This is a genomic window from Sphingomonas sp. M1A8_2b (genome assembly GCF_053345535.1).
The window spans coordinates 354377-375977 of record NZ_JBKFAH010000003.1; the positions used below are offsets into that span (position 1 = coordinate 354377).

Annotated in this window: 22 protein-coding genes; 12 read left to right on the forward strand and 10 right to left on the reverse strand. The window is 67.3% G+C overall.

Going from position 1 to position 21601, the window contains the following annotated elements; translation table 11 throughout:
- Nucleotides 1-63: 63 nt before the first annotated feature.
- From ACLBWL_RS14050 to ACLBWL_RS14060, 3 genes are all read right to left on the reverse strand, one after another.
- Nucleotides 64-657: a GNAT family N-acetyltransferase gene (locus ACLBWL_RS14050; RefSeq protein ID WP_447794047.1), complete on the reverse strand. Its 594-nt coding sequence runs from the start codon at nucleotides 655-657 to the stop codon at nucleotides 64-66.
- 1 nt (nucleotide 658) lies between these two features.
- On the reverse strand, nucleotides 659-1501 hold the full coding sequence (gene hemF, locus ACLBWL_RS14055; RefSeq protein WP_447794049.1) for an oxygen-dependent coproporphyrinogen oxidase: 843 nt from the start codon (nucleotides 1499-1501) through the stop codon (nucleotides 659-661).
- Between the two features lie 181 nt (nucleotides 1502-1682).
- Entirely contained in the window at nucleotides 1683-2132 is a 450-nt protein-coding gene (locus ACLBWL_RS14060) for a tRNA (cytidine(34)-2'-O)-methyltransferase (RefSeq protein WP_447794051.1), read from the reverse strand.
- Between the two features lie 192 nt (nucleotides 2133-2324).
- On the opposite strand from ACLBWL_RS14060, the gene petA reads away from it, so the two are divergent.
- The 5 genes from petA (at nucleotide 2325) to ACLBWL_RS14085 (ending at nucleotide 6741) form a co-directional block, all read left to right on the forward strand.
- Nucleotides 2325-2891, forward strand: a complete 567-nt coding sequence (gene petA / locus ACLBWL_RS14065; RefSeq protein WP_447794053.1) for a ubiquinol-cytochrome c reductase iron-sulfur subunit — start codon at nucleotides 2325-2327, stop codon at nucleotides 2889-2891.
- Nucleotides 2892-2901: 10 nt separating this feature from the next.
- A complete protein-coding gene (locus tag ACLBWL_RS14070) occupies nucleotides 2902-4212 on the forward strand; it encodes a cytochrome b (RefSeq protein WP_447794055.1) in 1311 nt (436 codons plus the stop codon).
- A gap of 21 nt (nucleotides 4213-4233) precedes the next feature.
- Nucleotides 4234-5076, forward strand: a complete 843-nt coding sequence (locus tag ACLBWL_RS14075) for a cytochrome c1 (RefSeq protein WP_447794057.1) — start codon at nucleotides 4234-4236, stop codon at nucleotides 5074-5076.
- Nucleotides 5077-5215: 139 nt separating this feature from the next.
- Nucleotides 5216-5764 carry an adenine phosphoribosyltransferase gene (locus ACLBWL_RS14080; RefSeq protein ID WP_447794059.1) on the forward strand — a complete coding sequence of 183 codons (549 nt, stop codon included), beginning with the start codon at nucleotides 5216-5218 and terminating at the stop codon, nucleotides 5762-5764.
- A 281-nt stretch (nucleotides 5765-6045) separates the two neighbouring features.
- Nucleotides 6046-6741 carry a hypothetical protein gene (locus ACLBWL_RS14085; RefSeq protein WP_447794061.1) on the forward strand — a complete coding sequence of 232 codons (696 nt, stop codon included), beginning with the start codon at nucleotides 6046-6048 and terminating at the stop codon, nucleotides 6739-6741.
- Between the two features lie 47 nt (nucleotides 6742-6788).
- Here ACLBWL_RS14085 and ACLBWL_RS14090 read toward each other — a convergent pair whose 3' ends face one another.
- The 4 genes from ACLBWL_RS14090 to ACLBWL_RS14105 all read right to left on the reverse strand — a co-directional run bounded on the left by ACLBWL_RS14090 (nucleotide 6789) and on the right by ACLBWL_RS14105 (nucleotide 10805).
- Complete coding sequence (locus ACLBWL_RS14090; RefSeq protein WP_447794063.1) at nucleotides 6789-7250, reverse strand: MaoC family dehydratase; 462 nt, start codon at nucleotides 7248-7250, stop codon at nucleotides 6789-6791.
- Between the two features lie 13 nt (nucleotides 7251-7263).
- Nucleotides 7264-8565 carry an alkaline phosphatase family protein gene (locus ACLBWL_RS14095; protein ID WP_447794412.1) on the reverse strand — a complete coding sequence of 434 codons (1302 nt, stop codon included), beginning with the start codon at nucleotides 8563-8565 and terminating at the stop codon, nucleotides 7264-7266.
- Between the two features lie 274 nt (nucleotides 8566-8839).
- Nucleotides 8840-10438 (reverse strand): hypothetical protein, encoded by a 1599-nt coding sequence (locus ACLBWL_RS14100; RefSeq protein ID WP_447794065.1) that lies wholly within the window; start codon nucleotides 10436-10438, stop codon nucleotides 8840-8842.
- A 52-nt stretch (nucleotides 10439-10490) separates the two neighbouring features.
- The gene (locus tag ACLBWL_RS14105) at nucleotides 10491-10805 is read right to left on the reverse strand and encodes a hypothetical protein (protein ID WP_447794067.1); all 315 of its coding nucleotides are present in this window, start codon (nucleotides 10803-10805) and stop codon (nucleotides 10491-10493) included.
- A 319-nt stretch (nucleotides 10806-11124) separates the two neighbouring features.
- Between ACLBWL_RS14105 and ACLBWL_RS14110 the strand changes: the two genes are divergently transcribed.
- The 6 genes from ACLBWL_RS14110 (at nucleotide 11125) to ACLBWL_RS14135 (ending at nucleotide 17232) form a co-directional block, all read left to right on the forward strand.
- Complete coding sequence (locus ACLBWL_RS14110; RefSeq protein WP_447794068.1) at nucleotides 11125-11451, forward strand: hypothetical protein; 327 nt, start codon at nucleotides 11125-11127, stop codon at nucleotides 11449-11451.
- Between the two features lie 383 nt (nucleotides 11452-11834).
- Nucleotides 11835-12179 (forward strand): hypothetical protein, encoded by a 345-nt coding sequence (locus tag ACLBWL_RS14115; RefSeq protein WP_447794070.1) that lies wholly within the window; start codon nucleotides 11835-11837, stop codon nucleotides 12177-12179.
- 7 nt (nucleotides 12180-12186) lie between these two features.
- Complete coding sequence (gene uxuA / locus ACLBWL_RS14120; RefSeq protein ID WP_447794072.1) at nucleotides 12187-13371, forward strand: mannonate dehydratase; 1185 nt, start codon at nucleotides 12187-12189, stop codon at nucleotides 13369-13371.
- Entirely contained in the window at nucleotides 13368-14780 is a 1413-nt protein-coding gene (gene uxaC / locus ACLBWL_RS14125; protein WP_447794074.1) for a glucuronate isomerase, read from the forward strand. Before uxuA ends, uxaC begins: the two co-directional genes overlap by 4 nt.
- Nucleotides 14777-16231, forward strand: a complete 1455-nt coding sequence (locus ACLBWL_RS14130; RefSeq protein ID WP_447794077.1) for a mannitol dehydrogenase family protein — start codon at nucleotides 14777-14779, stop codon at nucleotides 16229-16231. Before uxaC ends, ACLBWL_RS14130 begins: the two co-directional genes overlap by 4 nt.
- On the forward strand, nucleotides 16228-17232 hold the full coding sequence (locus tag ACLBWL_RS14135) for a sugar kinase (protein WP_447794079.1): 1005 nt from the start codon (nucleotides 16228-16230) through the stop codon (nucleotides 17230-17232). Before ACLBWL_RS14130 ends, ACLBWL_RS14135 begins: the two co-directional genes overlap by 4 nt.
- A gap of 2 nt (nucleotides 17233-17234) precedes the next feature.
- Here the strand turns inward: ACLBWL_RS14135 and ACLBWL_RS14140 are convergent, their stop codons facing one another.
- The 3 genes from ACLBWL_RS14140 to ACLBWL_RS14150 all read right to left on the reverse strand — a co-directional run bounded on the left by ACLBWL_RS14140 (nucleotide 17235) and on the right by ACLBWL_RS14150 (nucleotide 20233).
- Nucleotides 17235-18197 (reverse strand): 2-hydroxyacid dehydrogenase, encoded by a 963-nt coding sequence (locus ACLBWL_RS14140; RefSeq protein WP_447794081.1) that lies wholly within the window; start codon nucleotides 18195-18197, stop codon nucleotides 17235-17237.
- A 98-nt stretch (nucleotides 18198-18295) separates the two neighbouring features.
- Nucleotides 18296-18517: a hypothetical protein gene (locus ACLBWL_RS14145; protein ID WP_447794083.1), complete on the reverse strand. Its 222-nt coding sequence runs from the start codon at nucleotides 18515-18517 to the stop codon at nucleotides 18296-18298.
- Between the two features lie 72 nt (nucleotides 18518-18589).
- Nucleotides 18590-20233, reverse strand: coding sequence for a Na+/H+ antiporter (locus ACLBWL_RS14150; RefSeq protein ID WP_447794085.1), 1644 nt, complete (start codon nucleotides 20231-20233; stop codon nucleotides 18590-18592).
- A gap of 169 nt (nucleotides 20234-20402) precedes the next feature.
- Between ACLBWL_RS14150 and ACLBWL_RS14155 the strand changes: the two genes are divergently transcribed.
- The gene (locus tag ACLBWL_RS14155) at nucleotides 20403-21458 is read left to right on the forward strand and encodes a CaiB/BaiF CoA transferase family protein (protein WP_447794087.1); all 1056 of its coding nucleotides are present in this window, start codon (nucleotides 20403-20405) and stop codon (nucleotides 21456-21458) included.
- Nucleotides 21459-21601: the final 143 nt, after the last annotated feature.

The window sequence follows — 21601 nt, forward strand, 5'->3', positions numbered from 1 at the left end:
GATAGAATTTGGTTTGCGGAAGGGTGGACCCCGGAACTAGTCCGGGGTGACGGAGTGGGCGAATTAGCCCCGCTTCCCCAGGTAAGGAACTTGCGGCGCTGTCTCCGGCGGCAGCAACCCGGAAGCTCGCGGATCGGGGAAGGTTTCGATCGTCCGCTTGATCGCCGTGAATCCCTGCGCGCGGTAGAACCCTAGCGCGCTCGGATGGTCGAGCGTGCAGGTGTGCAGCCACACCCGCCCGATCCCCTTGGCCCAGGCTCGTGCGGTCGCTTCGGCCATCAGCCAGCGGCCATGACCCTGTCCGGCGAGTTCGGGGATCAACCCGAAATACGAGATCTCGCACGCGCCGCCCGCGCGGAAGTCGAGTTCGAGCATGCCGACCTCGATCCCCGCGGGATCGAGCACCGCATACACCGCGATCCCCGGATCATGGACGATCGCCGCCAGCACGTCGTCCGCCATCACCAGCCGCGAGTACCAGAGCCATGGGCTCCCCACCCGCCGGAACAGCGCACGGTATTTCGCCAGCGCCGGCCGCTCCCAGCGCACCAGCCGCAACCGCGACCCTGGGCTCGGCCGCAGCGGTGGCCGCTTGCGCATTTCCAGCGTGGTGACGATCGTGGCCAGCGTGTCGTCCGCGACCGGGATCAGCGCCATCTCACGACCACGTCGCGCGCGGCGGCAGGCTCATCAGGATCGCGTCGATGTTGCCGCCGGTCTTGAGGCCGAACAACGTGCCGCGATCGTAGACTAGGTTGAACTCGGCATAGCGCCCGCGCCATTCGAGCATCCGGGCCTCGTCGGCCGCATCGAACGGCGTATCCATCCGCCGCCGCACGATCCGTGGATAGGAGTCGAGGAACGCCTCGCCGACATCGCGCGTAAACGCGAAATTCGTCTCGAAATCGCCGTCGAGATGATCGAAGAAAATCCCGCCGACGCCGCGATGGACCTTGCGATGGGGAAGGTAGAAATAGGTTTCCGCCCATTCCTTGAAGCGGGGGTAGTGCGCCGGGTCATGCGCGTCGCACGCCGCCTTCATGGTGGCGTGAAAGTCTGTGGTGTCCTCCTCGATCGGCAGCGGCGGATTGAGATCGCCGCCGCCGCCGAACCAGCGCTTGGTGGTGTTGAGGAAGCGGCAGTTCATGTGCACGGCCGGCACGTGCGGGTTGGTCATGTGCGCGACCAGGCTGATCCCGGTCGCGAAGAACCGCGGGTCGTCGCCCGCACCGTGGATCGACTTGGCGAAATCGCCCTCTAACGTGCCGCCGACGGTCGAGACGTTGACGCCGACCTTCTCGAAGATCTTGCCCTTCATCACCCCGCGGACCCCGCCGCCGCCGGGTTCGCCCGACGGGTCGACACGGTCCCAGGGGGTGTACTCGAAGCTCGCGTCCGAGCCTGCCTCGCGCTCGATCGCTTCGAACTCGGCGCAGATCCGGTCGCGGAGCGATTCGAACCAGTGGCGGGCGGCGGCTTGCTGGGGGTCGAGATCGGTCATGCGCGGGTCTCTACCAAATCCTCCCCGGAACGGGGAGGGGGCAGGCCAACCCGGAAGCGCGATCGTTCCCGAATTTCCGTCATCCTGACGAAAGTCAGGATCCAGAGCCACGAAAAGGCGGCGTTCGTTACCCTGGATCCTGACTTTCGTCAGGATGACGGGGAAGTACCACGCGCCATCGCTAAGCCGGCCAACCGCCCGTCTGGCGCAACGCCTCCGCCGCGACGATTCCGGTTGCGACGGAGATGTTCATTGACCGCAACCCTGGCCGCATCGGGATCAGCACGCGCACGTCGGCCCGCGCGTGGACCTCCTTGGGAACCCCAGCGCCCTCGCTGCCCATCAGCAAGACGTCGTCCTCGCGAAATTCGGCCACATCCAGCCGCACCGCGCCCTTCGTCGTCAGCAACACGATCCGCCCGCTCACCTGAGCCAGAAACGTCTCCCAATCGACATGCCGCACCACGTCGACCGCGCCGACATAGTCCATCCCCGAGCGCGCGACGGCCTTTTCGCTCCAGGTGAATCCCATCGGTTCGATCAGGTCGACGCCGATCCCCATGCACGCGGCGGTCCGCAGGATGGCACCGACATTTCCGGCAATATCGGGCTGGTAGAGGGCAATACGCATGCTGCGCGCTCTACGCTGCGAGTAACACAAAGCAAAATCCAGTTGGCAAACCGTCGTCCTGCCGTCTATCAGATCGCAGCCTCCGTGGGGACGGTCGGGCGGAATGGGGAGATGGTTTCGCGAAACCGCAAGCCCGGACCGCCACGAAAAAAATAACGTGCAAGGGCGAGATGAATGGCGACAGTGGACGATATGGTTCCCCCAGGCGAATCGCCAGAGCCGTTCCATGAGGACGCGCAAGATCCTCGCCGCCGTGATTTCATCAACATCGCCGCCGTCTCGTTCGCCGGGGTAGGCGCGGTCGCGATCGTTCTGCCGCTGATCAACCAGATGAACCCCTCGGCCGACGTGCTCGCGCAGTCGACCACCGAAATCGACCTATCGAAGATTCTGCCAGGCCAGGCGATCAAGACGTCGTTCCGCAAGCAGCCGCTGTTCGTGCGCAACCTGACGCCGAAGGAAATCTCGGAAGCCGACGCGGTCGATATCTCGACGCTGCGCGATCCGCAGACGCTGGAACAGCGCACCAAGGCGGGCAAGAAGAACTGGCTGATCACGCTGGGCGTCTGCACGCATCTCGGTTGCGTCCCGCTCGGCGCGGGCGAGGGCGAGAACAAGGGCCCGTTCGGGGGCTATTTCTGCCCGTGCCACGGCTCGGCCTACGACACCGCCGCGCGCATCCGCAAAGGCCCCGCTCCGTCGAACCTCCACGTTCCGGACTATGCCTTCAACTCCGACACCGTCGTCACGGTAGGCTGAGGAAAACGACATGAGCTTTCCCTGGGCCAAGCAATACGAACCGAAGCTGCCGCTGACGCGGTGGCTGGACGAGCGGCTTCCCGTTCCCCGGCTCGTCTATAACTCACTTGGCGGCGGCTACCCCGTCCCGCGCAACCTCAATTACTTCTGGAACTTCGGCGTCCTCGCCGGCGCTGCATTGGCGATCCAGATCATCACCGGCATCGTGCTCGCGATGCACTACGCCGCCAACGGCGCGGTCGCGTTCGACTCGGTCGAAAGCATCATGCGAGACGTCAACGCGGGCTGGTTCTTGCGCTACGCCCACGCCAACGGCGCCTCGATGTTCTTCATCGTCGTCTACACGCACATCTTCCGCGGGCTTTATTACGGCTCGTACAAGGCGCCGCGCGAGATGGTGTGGCTGCTCGGCGTGGTCATCTTCCTGCTGATGATGGCGACCGCGTTCATGGGCTACGTGCTTCCCTGGGGCCAGATGAGCTTCTGGGGTGCGCAGGTCATCACCGGGTTCTTCTCGGCGATCCCGCTGGTCGGCGACACCATCCGCATCTGGCTGCTCGGCGGATTTGCACCGGATAACGCCGCGCTCAACCGCTTCTTCTCGTTGCATTACCTGCTGCCGTTCGTGATCGCGGGTGTCATCATCCTGCACATCTGGGCGCTGCACATTCCGGGTTCGAACAACCCGACCGGCGTCGACGTGAAGGGCGAGCAGGACACCGTTCCGTTCCATCCTTACTACACCGCGAAGGACGGCTTCGGGCTCGGCATCTTCATGCTGATCTTCGCCAGCCTGTTGTTCTTCTTCCCGAACTATCTCGGCCACCCGGACAACTACATCCCGGCGAACCCGCTCTCGACGCCCGCGCACATCGTCCCCGAATGGTATTTCTGGCCATTCTACGCGATCCTGCGCGCCTTCACCGCGGACTTCATCCTGCCGGCCAAGCTCTGGGGCGTGCTGGCGATGTTCGGCTCGATCCTGCTGCTGTTCTTCCTGCCCTGGCTCGACAGCTCGCCGGTGCGCTCGATGAACTATCGTCCCAAGGCGCGGATCGCGTTCTGGGTGCTGGTCGCCGACATCTTCGTGCTCGGCTATTGCGGTGGCGCGCCGGCGAACGCGTTCTACGTGATCCTCAGCCAGATCTGCGCGGCCTATTACTTCGCGCATTTCCTGATCATCCTGCCGCTGATCTCGCGCTCCGAGCGTCCGCGGCCACTGCCCAACTCGATCACCGAGGCGGTGCTGAGCAAGCATGGCGGGACGAGCCCGGCGCACACTGCATTGTCGACGGGGTCCACTCCCGCCGCTGCGCATTGATACGAACTCGAGGATACACACATGGTTCGTCTCATCGCATCCTTCGTCGGCGCGGCTTTCGTGCTGGTGCTCGGCATAGCGCTCTTCGGCAGCATCTCGGGGGCGATCACCGACCCGGTCGCGCCGTCGGCCGAGAGCGTCGCACACAAGCACCCCAAGGAACTCGAACTCGCCTCCAACGGCGTCTTTGGCAAGTTCGACCGTCGCCAGCTCCAGCGCGGTTTTCAGGTCTACAAGGAAGTCTGTTCCGCCTGCCACTCGCTGCGCCTGGTCTCGTTCCGCGACCTGACCAAGATCGGCTATACCGAGCCCGAGGTTAAGGCGATCGCCAACCAGTGGGTCATCGAGCAGCCGACGATCAATCCGGAGACGGGCGAGCCCGCGACGCGGAAAAACATCCCGTCGGATCGCTTCCCGTCGCCGTTCGCCAACGAGATCGCCGCCCGCGCCGCGAACAACAACGCGCTGCCGCCCGATCTCTCGCTGATCACCAAGGCGCGCGAGGACGGCACCGCGTACGTCCACTCGCTGCTGACCGGCTATACGACGCAGCCGGCCGCGTTGCTGAAGCAATTCCCGGACATCAAGACGCCCGAGGGACTCCATTACAACCCGTATTTCGCGAACCTGAACATCGCGATGCCACCGCCGCTGACGTCGGATGATCAGGTCGCGTATGCGGATGGGACCAAGGCGACGAAGGAGCAGATGTCGACCGATGTGGCCGCGTTCCTGACCTGGACCGCCGAGCCCAACCTCGAGGCGCGCCATGCCGCCGGGTTCGCGTCGATCATCTTCATCCTGATCTTCTGCGGCCTCGCCTGGGGCGCGTACCAGAACGTCTGGCGCGACGTTAAGCATTGATGACGGCCGGGCTCCCGCGGTAAGGGCGCACGGATAGAGGGAGCGGCGGACGGGCGGACAGCCCGATCCGCCGCTTTCGTTTTGGCCGTAGCGCGGTGTCGCGATACGTCTGCCTCCCCGTGCGAAGAAGGGACCGTCCATGGCCGATACCGAAGAGCGCAACGCCGACCTCAAGGCGCTGATCCGCACCATCCCGGACTTCCCGAAGCCCGGTATCCAGTTCCGCGACATCACCACGTTGTTGCTCGACCCGAACGGCTGGGCGACCGCGATCGAGCGCATGGTCGAAGCCGTCTCCGGTCCCGTCGATCTCGTCGCCGGCATCGAAGCCCGCGGCTTCCTGTTCGCCGCTGCGCTCGCCGCGCCGCTCAAGGCCGGCGTCCTGCTGATCCGCAAGGACGGCAAGCTTCCCGGCGCCACCATCGCCGAGGATTACGCGCTCGAATACGGCACCGACCGGATCGCGATCCACGCCGATGCTTTCACCCCCGGTGCGCGCGTCCTGCTGGTCGACGACCTGATCGCCACCGGCGGCACCGCGCGCGCCGCCGTGCGCCTGCTCCACAAGGCGGGCGCGATCGTCACGCAGGCGCAGTTCCTGGTCGACCTGCCGGATCTGGGCGGTACAGCGGCGTTGCGCGAGGACGGCATCGCGGCGACCGCGCTGATCCACTTCCCGGGTCACTGATGATCGCGCGGTGGTAGGCAGCGCGACGTCCCAAGGCGTTCCCTCGCAGACGCAGACGCAGACGCAGACGCAGACGTAGACGCAGGGGCCGGGCTGGATAGCGCAGCGTCGCGGTACCCTGGGCCCCCGCGTTCGCGGGGGAACGCTCGCTCGGTCCGCTTATCGAGACGGACACCTCCCGGTGCGTCAGACCCCATTCATGGAACTTGCGATATACCGACTCCGTTATACGATGAATGGCGGCGCGTTTTGACCGCCCTCCACGTGTGGGAGGATTTTCCATGTTTTTGAAGCGCTTCGGCATTATCGGCCTAGCCCTTGGTCTCGGACTTGGCGTCGCGGGTTGCACCGACGGCTATGGATATGGCGGCGTCGGCGTAGGCTATGCCAGCGATCCCTATTATGGCGGCTATGGCGACGGCTATTACGGCGCGGGCTATGACGGCTTCGGCGGCGGCTATGGCGGCTTCGGATCGTATTACGGCTGGAACAGCGGGTATTATTATCCGGGTTCGGGCATCTACGTCTACGATCGCTATCGCCGTCCTCACCGCTGGAACGGCAGCCAGCAGCGCTATTGGCAGGGTCGGCAGCACTTTCGCGGTACCGTCAACGACGGTGGTCGCGGCAACTGGGGCGGGTTCGACCGCAACCGTGGCAACGACGGCAATCGCGGCTGGCGTGGCAATCGCCCGGGGTATCAGGGCAATCCCGGCACGCCCGGCACACCCGGCACCGTCCCGGGCCAGTTCGGCAACCGCGGGCGCAACTGGGGCGGGGGCCGTCCCGATGGCCAGGTCGGCCAGCCCGGCGCTACGCCGCCGCAGCAGCAGGGCAACCCGGCCTTCACCGGCGCTCGCCCGACCGGCGCCAACCAGGCGTACCGCGGCGGTGGCCAGCGCTTCGGCGGTGGCGGTCGCGGCGGCAACCACTGGGGCGGCGGCAATCGCGGCGGCCGCGGCCAACCGCGCCGGTGACGTCCGGACCAGCCTGATCCCCGGCTAGGACGATCAGGCTAGGACGATCAGGGTGCGGGCGCGTCGATCGGGCGCGTCCGCACCAGTCCGTTCGAGATGAACGTCATGACGACGACATCGTCCTGGTTGAGCACGGTCATACGGCTCTTGAAGATGCCCATGTCCGGGCGCTTGGCCGAGACGCGCTTTTCGAGGATCTCGGTCTCGCACCGTAGCGTATCACCGGGATAGACCGGCTTCACCCATTTCAGTTCGTCGATACCGGGCGACCCGAGCGCGGCCTGTCGGTTCGCCTTCAGGTGCGCGACCAGCATCGCCATCGTCATTGCGCAGGTATGCCAGCCGCTCGCCGACAGCCGCCCGAAATGCGTCTGTGCCGCTGCCTCGTCGGAGAGGTGGAACGGCTGCGGATCGTATTTCGCGGCGAACTCCATCACCTCTTCCCGCGTGACGGCATAGCGGCCGAACGACGCGGTCGCGCCGACCGCGATGTCTTCGAAATACTGCATGCGCGCTCTCCTCTTATCGGTGCAGCACCTTCTGGAAGGGCGCGTCGGTGCCGTCCAGCCCTGCCTCCGCCGGCAAGCCGATCAGGTCGCGCAGCAGCGGCTCGATCGCGACATTGTCGAAGCTCTGGATCGTCTTGCCGCGCGCGAACGCCGGCCCGTTGGCGAGGAACAGCGCGCGCATCTCCGGCGCCATGTTGTCGTAGCCGTGCATCCCGCCGACCGACGCCCTGGTCGGTGTGGTGAGTTCGACCTTCCAGCCGACATCGGCCAGACACAGGTAGCTCGGCACGCGCGGGTTGCGACCATAATGGAAGCGCGCGGGGATCTCGCTTTTCCGCCAGCATTGCAGGTGATCGTGCGGCGTCAGCAGCCGCGCCTCCAGCGCCGCCTCATGCCCCGGCACCGCGAACAGGCTGGCATAGGGCCCGCTCTCGATCACGCGATAGTTCGCCTTGTCCGCAATCGTATCGAGCGCGACGACGCGGGTGCTGCTGGTCGCCGCCATGCCGTGATCGGCGACGATGACGAGGTTGGCGGGCTGCCCCAGCGCGGCGAGGCCGTCGACCAGCGTGCCGATGCTCGCATCGACATCGGCCACCGCCTGCGTCACGCCCGCGCTGTCGGGGCCGCCCGCATGGCCGGCGCTGTCGACCGTGTCGAAATACAGCGTCACCAGCTTCGGGCGGATCGCTGCCGGACGCCGCATCCAATCGAGCACCGCATTGACCCGCTGCGTGCCCGACACCTGCTGGTTGAACTGCTGCCAGTCCTCGGGTCGCGTCCCGCCGTCGATCGCGCCGTGGCTGTCGGGTTTCAGCGTGCCGCCGACCGCGACGTTCGCACCCGGCCAGAACATCGTTGCGGTGCGGATCCCGGCCTTCTCGGCATCGACCCAGATCGGCGAACTCTCGTTCCACCAGAACGGATCGTCGGTCGCCATCGTGAAGGTCTCGCCCGGCCGTGCCGGATCCTCCATCTTGTTGCCGACGATCCCGCTGCGATCGGGGCGAAGCCCGGTGACGAGCGTCCAGTGATTGGGAAAGGTGATGCTCGGGAACGACGGCCGCATGCTCGCGAAGACGCCGCTGGTGCGCAGCCGGTTGAGATTCGGCGTTACGCCGCGATCGAGATAATCCGGGCGAAACCCGTCGATCGATACGAGGATCGTCACGGGCGCACGTGCCTCGCTGGGCATCGCCGCCGCGGCCGTCGATGTCGGGGCAGGGGCCGTGATCGGTGAAAGGGCAGGGGGCGTGGCCGGATAGGCGCACCCGGCCAGCGTCAGCCCAAGGAGTCCGAGCACCGTCATCTTCATCATAACCGTTCGTCCCGAGCAGGTACCGACTTCGCGCGACCCCTACTCGGCACGACCGGGGAGGGAAACCCGTTCGCGTTGTAGATCTGATCGCCCAACGAGCAGCACCATCCCGGCGAAGGCCGGGGCCCAGTTGGGGGACATCGCCGATACGCGTTGCGCGTCGTTACTCCAATCTAACCAACTGGACCCGGCCTCCGCCGGGGAGGTAAAGAAGGTGCCGGGGCAGTAAAAAAGGAGGTGGCCGCCCGCAGCACTCAGCGCCAGTCGTCCTCTACAACCCCACTGCCAGCTTGCTGAACAGCGTCCAGCTCACTGGCGTCTTGCCGTACGCCGCCTCCAGCGCCGCGGGTTTGTCATACGCCGCGACCGTCCCGCCCAGCGCCAGCCCGAGCGGCCCGACGATCTGGAGCCGATAGGCATAGCCGATCTCCGCCTTGGTCACGCGGAACTTGGTGTCGTGCAGCGGGTCCGCCTCGTCGGGAAACAGCTCGTCGTTGGCGACGTTCTCGACCCGGCCGAACACCGCGTGATGCGCCGACAGCTCATAGGTCGCCTCGGCGAGGAACGCGCTCAGCTTCGGTCCCGGCACGCGGTCCTTCAGGCTGTACGCGAACGTCGTCGCCAGCCCGCCCCGCGCGTACTGTACGCTGGCGGTGGTGCGGTTCTCGTCCTCGCCGGGATGCTGCGCCTCGGGCTCGGTCAGGTGGCCATGGCTGACCTGCACCGCCCAGACCGGCGACGGCGTCCACGTGCCCCGCACGCTCCACGAGTCGAGCTTGGGCGTTTCGATATTCCAGCGATGCTCGTCGGGCTCGCGGCCCTTGAATGCCGATGCCTCGAGCTGGAACGCGGACGTCGCATAGCCCCCGGTCACCACGCCGTAGGTGATGTGCGTCGAATCGAACCAGTGATGCGTGATCGGCGACATCGGCTGATAGCGCGCCGACCCGCGGTGCATGAACGCGCTCGGCCCCAGCGCCGGCTCGCCGACCGGGCCGCCATAGACGAACAGCGTCGCGCCGTTCCCCAGCCGGTAATCGACCTTCGCGGCCAGCTCCATGAACAGGTCGTGCGGGTGCTGCCGATCGACCAGCGGACGGTTATCGGCCAGCTCGCCGGTCGCGAATAAATTCGTGTAGCCACGCGCACCCATCAGCGGTTCGAGGCTGTTCATCGTCCGCAACTGGATATGAAACCGGTCCCCGAGATCGCGATCCGCCATCAGCATCGCCATCGACTGGACGAACGCCTCGCTTCGCCCACGCGGGCCGCCCTGGTCGGTCGCGACGCCCCAGGCATAGCCATGCGCCATCAGCATCCACTTGCCTGCTTGCGTCATATAGCCGCGCATCGGCCCCTCTGCCGCGGGGAGTCGCGAAGTCCCGCTACCCTGACTGTAAAAGCCGCCGGAAGTGCCCATCGCCATCGCCGCCATCGCCGCGCCTGTGGGAGCCCTGGCGAGCGCGGCGTCGGACGCCGCGCGATAGGCAGGGTCGGCGATCGTTACATGGCCTATCGCGGCTTGGCCCATCGAAGCGTGGTCCATCGCCGAATGGTCCATCGCCGCATGATCCGTTGGGGCACCGGGCAATGGCCTCTGGTCCATCTCCATTGCGGGCATCGCGGAGGGTGAGGCAGGCGTCGCAATGGGGGCGCTTGCGGTCGGCGTGCGATGGCGGTCGACAGCGCCCTGTTCGCCGGCCGCGCCGGACTCCGGTGCGTGCGCCGCTTTCTTGGTCTTGGTCTTGGCCGGTTGCGCGGGGTGATCCGGCATCGGCATCGGCATGGTCATCCCCGCATGTTGGGCGGTGGCGGCATAAGGCAGGCACATTGCCGCGGCGCTCGCCGCGAGCAGCATCGATCGTGTCATCGTCTGAAATCCCGAATACGCGTGAAAGACAGGGTGCGGATGCACCCGACGATCACGCGGTTCGGGGTGGTCGCAGCGCGGGTGCCGCAGTCCTGCCAAGGTCGAACACGGCGGCCCGCCCGATCGGCATCGCGATCTTGGCCGGCAGTACGTCGTCGATCCGTACCGCGGTCCAGGCCGAGGGCGGGATACAGCCGATACAGCCGTGCAGCGCGACCGCCTTGCGATCCGGAGCCGCATCCCCATGATTCGCAGCGCTTTCCGGCATCGCTTTCATCGCATGCGGAGTCGAGCCGCCATGACACGCCGCCGGTGCCGCAGCAGGCAGCGCGAACGCGGCAAGCAGAAGCGCGAGGAGGAACCGCATGAGCATATACTGCGGTTTAGAGCGGATTCGCGCACGATCAACCTCGTTGGATGGTGGCGGTGCCAAGGTGTGCCGGATCGTCGCGCGGCCTGGTCTTCAGTCGTGCACAGGAGGTGGTCCAGGCCCGCCGAGAGATGCGCGCGCTCCGCGTCCAGGATCGCGCGATGTTCGGCGACGACCCCGGACATCCGCGCTGCGTGCCTTTGTGTGGAGCAACGCACAGTCGTGCGAAGTCGCACGAATCCGCCAAAATCCCACGGCCGCAATCCCACGACCGCCGTTGGGTCGCGGCGTTGCGTGTCGCTACGGCGATCAGGAAATGGAAGTCGCGGTCGGCGTCCTCCGGCACCTCGGCCAGAAGGTTTCCCTGGTCGATCCGTTCGGCCAGCAGCGCCATTTAGGCGCGTTCGTCGCCGGAGACAGGGAGTGCGGCCATTGCAGCCGACCACATATCGCCCCGACGGCATTGGTCGACGAGCACGCCGCCCACGCGCTGGGACAGCCACCCCCCGGCCTTTGGCGAAGGATCGGCCAACGTATCGAAACCAACCGTCATCACAGCGATCTGCCTGACCAAAGCTTCAACTATGCAGAAAACCGTCAAGCAGGATTGGTCATTATCGGCTTACGCTTTCGCCTTCTATGATCATGCCAGTCACCGCATGAAGTCGACCCGTGCTGGCGTTTGGAACGGACGACGCTGACAGTCGAAGTGTAAAATTAACTGGTAAGGCCGATTTTGCGCCGCTAATCTCAGAGAATGACAGGGAGAGGGTTATGCAGGCCGGATATGTCGCGGCTGCGCTCGTCGGGGGGCATCGCCGCGCCCGCGACGCGGCAGGCCGAATCGCTCTGCCCTGGGGGAGTTCAAGCGCGGCGGCGAGGTCGATCCGGTACAGGCCGCGTAGGTCGCCAGATCCCGGGAGTCGCACATCTGTAACCGGGCCGCCTATTACTATCCACAACCCCCACACGCATCTGAACCACGTCGACACGATCGACGAATATCGGGGCGTCGGCTGGTACCGCATGATGTTCACGCCGATCGCGGCCTTCACCGTCAGGCGCGCCTGGCTGCAGTCCGATGCCGCCAGCCGCACCGCCGAGGTCTGGCTCGACGGACAGCAGATCGGCGAGCGTAGGGGCGGCTTTTCGCGGTTCCGGCTCGATGCCACGGCGAGCGTGATGGCGGGGACGTCGGCCTGGATCGGCGGGATGCTGTTCACGCTGCTGATCGGGCAAAGCGCGGACGCATGGGGATACGGCCCATTGTTCGCGGCGTTGGCGGCGCTCGACTTGGTCGCGGCGGTCGTGTTGGGGAGTTGCTGCACGGTACGCCGCGAACGGTTTCGAGGGTTTGAGAGAGATGAATAGCGTGGTGATGTCCCAGACCCTGATGACGCAGACGATGCGGTGGTTCGGGCCGAACGATCCCGTCACCTTGCAGGGTATCCGGCAGGCCGGTGCGACCGAGGTGGTGACCGCGCTGCACGAGGTCCCGAACGGCGCGGTCTGGACGCGCGATGCGATCGCGGCGCGCAAGCAGCTGGTGCAGGACGCCGGGCTCGACTGGACGGTGGTCGAGAGCCTGCCGGTCGACGAGCGCATCAAGACGCGCTCGGGCGAGTGGGACAGGCTGATCGAGGCGTACCGCGAGAGCCTGCGCAATCTGGCGGCGTGCGGCATCCGCGTCGTCACCTATAATTTCATGCCGCTGCTCGACTGGACGCGGACCGATCTCGCCTGGGAACTGCCCGACGGATCGCGCGCGCTGCGCTTCGAGGCGATCGCGGTGGCGGCGTACGACCTGTTCATCCTCAACCGGCCGGGCGCCGAACTCGACTATGATGCTGGCGTGCGCGCGGCCGCGGCGGCGCGTTTCGAGGGCATGGATGCGGCGGCGCGCGTGGATCTCGAACGGACGATCATCGCAGGCCTGCCGGGCAGCGAGGAGGGTTTCACGTCCGCGGCGTTTCTCGAGGCGATCGGCAGCTATGCCGACATCGATGCCGCTCGCCTGCGCGACAACCATGTCGCGTTTCTCGAGGCGGTGTGCCCGCTCGCCGATGAACTCGGGATCGCGCTGGTCGTCCATCCCGACGATCCGCCGTTCCCGATCTTCGGCTTGCCGCGCGTCGTCAGCACCGAGGCGGACGTGACCGATCTGTTCGCGCGCGTGCCGAACGTATCGAACGGTCTGTGCCTGTGCACCGGATCGTTCGGGGTGCGCGCCGACAACGACCTGCCCGGCATGGTCGACCGGCTCGGGTCGCGGATCGGCTTCCTCCATCTCCGCTCGGTCCAGCGCGAGGCGAATGGCGCGTTCCACGAGGCCGATCATCTCGAGGGTGATGCCGACATGGCGGCGGTGATGGCGGCGGTCCACCGCCTGTCGGTCCGCGAGGGGCGGAGCATCCCGATGCGGCCCGATCACGGGCACCAGATGCTCGACGACCTGACTCGCACGACCAACCCCGGCTATTCGCTGCTCGGCCGGATGCGCGGCCTCGCCGAACTGCGCGGACTTGAACGCGGCATAGCGTATGCGGCAGGAGTATCGGCATGACGCGTCCTCTCGAACTGCATCCGGACCGGCTGTTCCCGGCCGATCCGACCACCCGGAATATCGCCCGCGCGCTATATGCGGAGATCGCCGACCTGCCGATCGTCAGCCCGCACGGCCATACCGATCCGACCTGGTTCGCCGACAACCGCCACTGGACCGACGCGAGCTCGCTGTTGCTCGCGCCCGATCATTACCTGTTCCGGATGCTCTACAGCCAGGGCGTCGATCTCGATGCGCTGATGATCCCGCGCAAGGATGGCGCGCCGACCGCCGATCCGCGATCGGCATGGCGGACGCTCGCCGCGCATTACCCGCTGTTCCGCGGCACGCCGTCGCGGATGTGGCTCGATCATGTGTTTGCCGAGGTGTTCGGGTTCGACGTCGCGTTCGAGCCGGCCACCGCGGACCTGTATTTTGACACGATCGGCGAGAAGCTCGCGACCGAGGCATTCCGGCCGCGCGCGCTGTTCGACCGGTTCCGGATCGATTTCCTCGCCACCACCGAAGGCGCGCACGACAGCCTCGATGCACACCACCGCATCCAGGCCAGCGACTGGAACGGTCGCGTCGTCACGACCTATCGGCCCGATGGCGTGATCGACGTCGAGCACGAGCAATTCGCGGGCGCGCTGCGGCGCTTCGGTGAAATCACGGGGGAGGACGTGTATCACTGGCAGGGCTATCTCGCCGCGCACCGCAAGCGTCGGGCCGATTTCCGCGCGGCCGGCGCGACCGCGACCGATCACGGCCACCCGACCGCCGCGACCGCGAACCTGTCGACGGCCGAGTGCGAAGCTCTGTTCGCGCGGATCGTCGGCAACACGTGGACCGCCGCCGACGCCGAACTCTTCCGCGCGCAGATGCTGACCGAGATGGCGGCGCTGAGCATCGACGACGGCATGGTCATGCAGATCCATCCCGGCTCGGTCCGCAACCACAATGCCGGGCTGTTCGCAAGCCACGGCCGCGACAAGGGCGCGGATATCCCCGGGCGCACCGATTACGTCCATGCGTTGAAGCCGCTGCTCGATCGGTTCGGCACCTCGACCGAGTTGTCGATCATCCTCTTCACGCTCGACGAGAGCGTCTACGCGCGAGAGCTGGCGCCGCTCGCGGGCCATTATCCGTGCCTGAAGCTGGGGCCGAGCTGGTGGTTCCACGACAGTCCGGAGGGGATGCGGCGGTTCCGCGAGATGACCACCGAGACCGCGGGCTTCTACAACACCGTCGGCTTCAACGACGATACGCGGGCGTTCCTGTCGATCCCGGCGCGGCACGATGTCGCGCGGCGGGTCGATTGCGGCTTCCTCGCGCGGCTGGTCGCCGAGCACCGGCTGGAGGATTGGGAGGCGGCCGAACTCGCGCACCAGTTGACCAGCGACCTCGTGCGCAAGGCGTACCGGCTGTGAGGCTGTCCCGCGCCACTCTGGCCGCACTCGCCGACGACGTCGCGCAGCCCGCTGCGTCGGATGCGCCGGTGCGGCGGATCGTCCATCTCGGGATCGGCGCGTTCCACCGCGCGCATCAGGCGGTCTACACGCAGGATGCGATGACGCCCGACGATGGCTGGCGGATCACCGGCGTCTCGCTGCGATCGCCGCAGGTCCGCGATACGCTCGCGCCGCAGGACGGTCTGTACACTGTGACCGAGCGGGCGAACGGTGCGACCTCGACCCGGCTGATCACCGCGATCGACACGGTGCTGGTCGCGGCCGAGGAACCGCAAGCGGTGATCGCTGCGCTCGCGGACCCAGACACGCATGTCGTCACGCTGACCGTGACCGAGAAAGGCTATTACCGGCACCCGGCAAGTGGCGCGCTGCTGAGCGACGATCCCGCGATCGCCAACGATCTCGGCGGCGGCGTGCCACGGACTATCTTCGGCTATCTCGCGGCGGCACTCGAGCGGCGGCGCAACGCCGGGGCAGGGGGGCTGACGCTCGTCTCGTGCGACAATCTGTCGGGCAACGGCGCGCTGTTGATGAGCCTGCTGACCGCATTCGTCGACCACCGCGATCCCGATCTGGGCGCGTGGGTCCGCGCGCATGTTGCCGCCCCCGATACGATGATCGACCGGATCGTGCCGGCATCTACGCAAGCCGAGCGCGCAAGCGTGGCGGCGGCGATCGGCGTCGACGATGCCGCGGCGATCGTCACCGAGCCGTTCCGCCAATGGGTGATCGAGGACCGCTTCGCCGGCCCGCGCCCGGCCTGGGAGACCGCGGGCGCGCAGATCGTCGACGACGTCGCGCCGTTCGAACTCGCCAAGCTGCGGCTGTTGAACGCGAGCCATTCGACACTTGCCTATGTCGGTCTCCAGCTCGGCCACGCGTTCGTCCACGAGGCGATCGCCGACCCGGTGCTGCGCGCGTTCGTCATGGCGCAGATGCAGGAGGAGGCGGTGCCGAGCCTGACCGCCGCGGCGGGGCTCGATCCAGACGCGTATATCCACGCGATCCTCGATCGCTTCGGCAACGCCGACCTGCATCACCGGCTCGATCAGATCGCGATGGATGGATCGCAGAAGCTGCCGCAACGCTGGATCGCGACGGTGACCGACCGGCTGGCACAAGGGCTGGACAGCCCGCGGCACAGCCTGAGCCTCGCCGCGTGGATCGCCTACACCGCCGACGCCCCAGGTATCTCGGACGATCCGTTGCGCGATCGCTTCGCCGCGATCTGGGCGGAGGCCGCAGGCGATCCGCGGCAGGTCGTTACGCGCTTCGTCATCGAGCTCGGCATATTCCCCGCACAGTTCGACGACGCGATCGTCGATTCGCTCGCCCAGTCCGTTGCAACATGGCGTGCGGAAGGTCCACGGGCCGCGCTGCAAGCCGCGGTAGGGGAGTTTGGCGCATGACCGGCACGGTGCTCTGTTTCGGCGAGATGCTGTTGCGCCTCGCTGCCCCTGATCGCGGGCATCTGTTCCAGGAAGCCCGGCTCGACGCGCATTTCGGTGGCGCGGAGGCCAATGTCGCGGTCGCGCTCGCGCGGCTCGGCGAATCCGCCGCGGTGATCACGACGCTGCCGCACGGATCGCTCGGCGACGCTGCGCTCGAATCGGTCCGCGCCGCCGGTGTGGATGTCGCGCGGGTCAAGCGCACCGACGGTCGGTTGGGGCTGTATTTCCTGTCGCCGCCGAGCGGTCCGCGCGGCGCGCACATCGTCTACGACCGCCTAGACAGCAGTTTCGCGGTGGCGCCATCCGACGCCTATGACTGGCCCGCGCTGCTCCAGGGCATGGAATGGCTGCACCTGTCGGGGATCATTCCCGCGATCGCCCCCGAGGCGGCACGGCTGTCGCTCGACGCGATCGCTGCGGCTAAGGCGGCGGGCGTGAAGGTTTCGTTCGACGGCAATTTCCGCGCGAGCATGTGGGCGCGCTGGTGCGTCGATCCACAACAGATCCTGCTCGACCATGTCGCCGGCGCGGACCTGCTGTTCGGCAGTCACCGCGACATCTCGCTGCTGCTCGGCGAGGATTTGGCCGGCGACACGCCGGACACCCGGCGGCGCGCGTGCGAGGCGGCGTTCGCGCGGCTCCCGGCGCTGACCTGCATCGCTTCCACCGCGCGCCGTGTCATCGATGCCGACACGCACGAACTGTCCGCGCGAGTCGATCGCCGTGACGTCGCGTTCGAGACCGAGACGATCCTCGTCACCCAGATCGTCGACCGGATCGGCACCGGCGACGCCTTTGCTGCGGGCGTGCTGTCGCGCCTGGACGAGGGTTGCGAAGCCGCGGCTCGCTGCGGCCTGGCGATGGCGGCGCTCAAGCATGCGACCGCCGGCGATCACAGCCGGACCACGCGCGCCGACCTCGCCGCCTTCACCGGAGCGCCCGCCGACGTGCGCCGCTGACCTCAGCCCGGGTTCGGCGTTTCCGCAACCGGCGTGAGCGCCTTGCCGGTCTCGAACCAAGCGCACAGATTGTCGACGACCAGCGTCCCCATCGCCGCGCGCGTATGCTGCGAGCCCGAGCCGATATGCGGCAGCAACACCGTGTTGGGCAGGTCGCGCAGGCTGTCGGGGACGTTGGGCTCGTCGGCATAGACGTCGAGGCCGGCCGCCAGAATCGTCCCGTCCTGCAATGCCGCGATCAGCGCGTCCTGATCGACCACGCTGCCACGCGCGACGTTGATGAAGATACCGTCCGGGCCGAGCGCGGCGAGAACGGCGGCATCGACCAGATGCTGCGTCCCCTGACCGCCGGGCACGATCGCGATCAGCACGTCGCAGGCGGCGGCCAGCGCAACAGGTGTCGCGTGATAGTCATAGCCGATGTCCGACTGCCGCGAGCGGCCGTGATAGGCGACCGCGACGCCGAACGCCTCGAGCCGCCGTGCCACCGCCTTGCCGATCGCGCCGAGTCCGAGGATGCCGATCCGCCGTCCGCGCAACGTCGGCGACAGCGGAAACGGCTTGTCCGCCCAGGCGCCAGTGCGGACGTGGCGATCGGCCTGCGGGAGGCGGCGCAGCGTTGCGAGCAACAGCCCGACGGTCAGGTCGGCGACCTCCTCGTCCAGCACGCCCGGCGTGTTGGTGACGACGATCCCGCGCTCGGCGGCGGCCTGCGCATCGATCCCGTCATAGCCGACGCCGAAGTTGGCGACGATTTCGAGCGCGGGCAGCCGGTCGAACCAGTCACTGCCGATCCGGCCGGCCAGCGAACTCGCGGCCAGGCCGCGGACGCGCGGGGCCACGGTCGCGAGGAGGGCGTCGGGATCGGCCTGCTCCCATAACCGGTGGACGATAAACCGCTCGCTCAACGCGGCGGCGACGCCCGGAAGCATGGGCGCGGGGATCACTATTTCTGGTCGGGTCATGCCGGGCCTCTAGCAATAAAGCGGCCGACAGGCATCCCTTGCGCCGGATCGGTCACCGCAGGGAGCGCGCAACGTCGTGAGTATCGAGCGTCGACGGCTCAGCCCGGAATGCCCCAGTTCGCCTCTTCGTTGGCCGCCTTCGCGGTCCGGACGAGGTGCTCGACATAGTTCTGGAAGACCGGGACGGTAAACGTGACCAGGGTCGGCTCGCCCTTGGGCTCCTTGAAGGTCAGGACGACGAACCGCTGGCCATCCTCGTCGAGCACGAGGCCGGCTTCCATCGCGCCGGGGCCGCTGGGGGTGATGACGGTCGCTGCCATGTGTTTTGCCTTTTCCGAAAAATCCGTGATCGTTCCAGAGCCCTTAGCGACGCTTGCCGCCGAGCAGAAGGATCACACCCGGTAGCGCGCTTCGAGCAGGTCCAGTTCGCGCATCATCTTCTGCGCGGTGGCGCTGCCGATGCTGCGGTCGCGTACCCTTTCGACGACCGTGGCGCGTTCGGCCTTGATGCCCGCCAGCCTGAACGTGCGCTCGAGCCGGTCCTGCAGCCTCGCCTCCGCCGATGCCTTGGCGGACCCGCTGCGGCTCTCGATCCGCTCGCGGTACAGGTCCATCACGCGTGTCCCCGCAGCGGAGTAGAAATCGGCGTTGCCGTCGCGCTCGGCCAGTTCGTGTTGGGAGGCCTCGATCGCGCCGATCGCGGCTTCGGCGGCCGCCACCCGCGCGGCATCCTCCTCGGCCTGCAACGACGGCTCGGGCGGCATGGTGAGGCCGTTCAACAGGATCGGCAACGCGATGCTGGCGATCGCGAGCGATACGATGATGACCCCGGCGGCAAGGAAGATCGCGAGGTCACGCGCCGGGAACGCGGTGCCGTCGGTCATCGTCAGCGGGATCGTCAGGACACCGGCGAGAGTGATCGCGCCGCGCACGCCGGCCAGCGACATCGCCGCCACCAGCCGCCAGTCGGGGCTGTATTCGGGCTTCTCCGAGCCGCGGTGGCGGCGGCGCAGCAACGTCAGCCGCAGCGAGATCCACACCCAGCCGAACCGGAGCGTCGCGAGCCCGGCGACGATCGCCAGCACGTACAGCCCGAGCCACCACGGACCGCGATGCCCGGTCAGCAGCACCGTCGCTTTTGCCCCGGCGAGAATCGCGGGAAGCTGTTCGCCGAGCAGCACGAAGATGATGCCGTTCAGCGCGAACTGGATCGTGTCCCACACCGAATTCCGGCGCATCCGCGTCGCCGCGAGTGCTTGGCGCGAGATCTCCGCGAAGGTCATCGTCACACCCGCCGACACCGCCGCGAGAATGCCAGAGGCATGGAGGTGTTCGGCCATCAGATAGGAGCCGAACGGGATCAGCAGGCTGACCAGGATCTGCGAGCCGGGCTCTTCGCCGAAGCGTTGCGATACCCAGGCTTTCGCGCGCGTCGCCGCGAGCGTGACGAGGACGCCGACCGCGAGGCCCACGCCCGCGACCCACGCGAAATTGGTCGCCGCCGCGGATGCGGAGAACGTGCCCGTCAGCGCCGCGGCGATCGCGAAGCGCAGGCACACCAGCCCCGAGGCATCGTTGAGCAGCGACTCGCCTTCGAGGATATGCATCATCCGCTTGGGGATCGGTACGCGCGCGGCGATTGCCGACACCGCGATCGGATCGGTCGGCGACACGACCGCAGCCAGCGCGAACGCGACCGCCAGCGGCATCGCCGGGATCATCCAGTGGATGAAGAACCCCATCCCGACCACGGTCAGCAGGACGAGCCCGAGCGCGAGTTCGACGACGGTCGACAGATCCTTGAGTAGTTCGTCCTTGGGGATGCGCCAGCCATCGAGAAACAGCAGCGGCGGCAGGAACAGCAGCAGGAACAGCTCGGGATCGAGCACCACGCGGTAGGAGGTCGAAAGGCCGATGACCGCGCCGAGCAGGATCTGCACCAGCGGGGTCGGCACCGCGACGGGGATGATGCGCGACACCGTGCCGCTCATCACGACGGCGAGCAACAGGAACAGGACGATCGATACGGCTTCCAAACGGCACTCCCAGGGTAAGCCAGGTCGTCACTACCGGGCGCGAGCGGGACAGAACAACCCTGCGCGCGATTGTTCGGGCAAAAGGAACGCTTGGCGTTCGCGGGGGCGTTGGGGCAGACCCTGATAATCGGGCACATGCTGGCCGCACGCATAAGCGATGGGATAGCGCATGGTTGAGGGCGATTCAGGCACGGGGTCGGGAATGGCGGGGCCGCTCGCGGGCGTCGTGATCCTCGAATTCGACGCGATCGGGCCGGTGCCGTTCGCCGCGATGATGCTCGGCGACATGGGCGCGGAGATCGTCCGCATCGTCCGGCCGGGGCGTGCCTATAGTCCCAGTGCCGATGGGCCGGCATTGGGGCGTGGCCGACGGATCGTCGAACTCGATCTCAAGACCGAGGCGGGCCGCGCCGAGGCGCTGGCGCTCATGGCGAAGGCCGATGCGCTGCTGGAAGGGACGCGGCCCGGCGTGATGGAACGGCTCGGTCTAGGCCCTGCCGACTGCCATGCCGCCAACCCCAAGCTCGTCTACGGCCGGATGACGGGATGGGGGCAGAGCGGGCCGCTGGCGCAGGAGGCGGGGCACGACATCAATTATCTCGCGCTGAGCGGCGCGTTGCACGCGATCGGTCCGGCGGAGCGACCGGTGCCACCGCTCAATCTGGTCGGCGATTACGGCGGCGGGGCGATGATGCTCGCGCTCGGCGTGGTCGCGGGCGTGCTGGCGGCGCGCGGCGGCGGGCCGGGCCGGACGGTCGACGCGGCGATGACCGACGGCGCCGCGCTGCTGTCGAGCCTGTTCTACACGTTGAACGCAGCCGGCCAGTGGCGTGACCGACGTGCGGCCAATCTGCTCGATGGCGGCGCGCCGTTCTACCGCTGTTATGCGTGCGCGGACGGCAGGCACGTCGCGGTCGGCGCGATCGAGCCGCAGTTCTTCGCCAAGTTGCTGGAGGGGCTGGACTTGGGGCCGGAGAGCGCCGAGTGGTGCGCGGTGCAACACGACCGCACCCGCTGGCCCGAGATGGCGGCGGCATTCGACGCCGCGTTCGCCACGCGCCCGCGTGACGCCTGGGCGGACCATTTCGCCGGCACCGACGCCTGCGTCACAGCCGTCCTAGATTTCACCGAAGCACCGCTCCATCCGCACAATGTCGCCCGCGCGACGTTCGTCGACGGCTATCCTACGCCCGCCCCGCGCTTTGCCGTGCCAGTGTCGATCTAGGGCTTGGCGGCAGCCGTCACGGCGTGCCACCCGCGGGTCCGACCCCGCGATCGTAATCGATATCGTAGACGCTTTGCCACGGCGCCGGATCAGAAACTGTCCAACAGCGACCCAATCACGCGCTTGTCCGCCTCAGCCGCGCG

Bases quoted from the DNA above. Each gene is read 5' to 3' on its own strand.
- hemF (WP_447794049.1), bottom strand. From the start codon at position 1,501: ATGACCGATCTCGACCCCCAGCAAGCCGCCGCCCGCCACTGGTTCGAA.
- ACLBWL_RS14050 (WP_447794047.1), bottom strand. From the start codon at position 657: ATGGCGCTGATCCCGGTCGCGGACGACACGCTGGCCACGATCGTCACC.
- ACLBWL_RS14140 (WP_447794081.1), bottom strand. From the start codon at position 18,197: ATGACCCGACCAGAAATAGTGATCCCCGCGCCCATGCTTCCGGGCGTC.
- ACLBWL_RS14155 (WP_447794087.1), top strand. From the start codon at position 20,403: ATGGTTGAGGGCGATTCAGGCACGGGGTCGGGAATGGCGGGGCCGCTC.
- ACLBWL_RS14070 (WP_447794055.1), top strand. From the start codon at position 2,902: ATGAGCTTTCCCTGGGCCAAGCAATACGAACCGAAGCTGCCGCTGACG.
- ACLBWL_RS14115 (WP_447794070.1), top strand. From the start codon at position 11,835: ATGATGTTCACGCCGATCGCGGCCTTCACCGTCAGGCGCGCCTGGCTG.
- petA (WP_447794053.1), top strand. From the start codon at position 2,325: ATGGTTCCCCCAGGCGAATCGCCAGAGCCGTTCCATGAGGACGCGCAA.
- ACLBWL_RS14060 (WP_447794051.1), bottom strand. From the start codon at position 2,132: ATGCGTATTGCCCTCTACCAGCCCGATATTGCCGGAAATGTCGGTGCC.
- ACLBWL_RS14095 (WP_447794412.1), bottom strand. From the start codon at position 8,565: ATGAAGATGACGGTGCTCGGACTCCTTGGGCTGACGCTGGCCGGGTGC.
- ACLBWL_RS14085 (WP_447794061.1), top strand. From the start codon at position 6,046: ATGTTTTTGAAGCGCTTCGGCATTATCGGCCTAGCCCTTGGTCTCGGA.
- ACLBWL_RS14075 (WP_447794057.1), top strand. From the start codon at position 4,234: ATGGTTCGTCTCATCGCATCCTTCGTCGGCGCGGCTTTCGTGCTGGTG.
- uxuA (WP_447794072.1), top strand. From the start codon at position 12,187: ATGTCCCAGACCCTGATGACGCAGACGATGCGGTGGTTCGGGCCGAAC.
- ACLBWL_RS14135 (WP_447794079.1), top strand. From the start codon at position 16,228: ATGACCGGCACGGTGCTCTGTTTCGGCGAGATGCTGTTGCGCCTCGCT.
- ACLBWL_RS14145 (WP_447794083.1), bottom strand. From the start codon at position 18,517: ATGGCAGCGACCGTCATCACCCCCAGCGGCCCCGGCGCGATGGAAGCC.
- ACLBWL_RS14080 (WP_447794059.1), top strand. From the start codon at position 5,216: ATGGCCGATACCGAAGAGCGCAACGCCGACCTCAAGGCGCTGATCCGC.
- ACLBWL_RS14090 (WP_447794063.1), bottom strand. From the start codon at position 7,250: ATGCAGTATTTCGAAGACATCGCGGTCGGCGCGACCGCGTCGTTCGGC.
- ACLBWL_RS14105 (WP_447794067.1), bottom strand. From the start codon at position 10,805: ATGCGGTTCCTCCTCGCGCTTCTGCTTGCCGCGTTCGCGCTGCCTGCT.
- ACLBWL_RS14100 (WP_447794065.1), bottom strand. From the start codon at position 10,438: ATGACACGATCGATGCTGCTCGCGGCGAGCGCCGCGGCAATGTGCCTG.
- uxaC (WP_447794074.1), top strand. From the start codon at position 13,368: ATGACGCGTCCTCTCGAACTGCATCCGGACCGGCTGTTCCCGGCCGAT.
- ACLBWL_RS14110 (WP_447794068.1), top strand. From the start codon at position 11,125: ATGGAAGTCGCGGTCGGCGTCCTCCGGCACCTCGGCCAGAAGGTTTCC.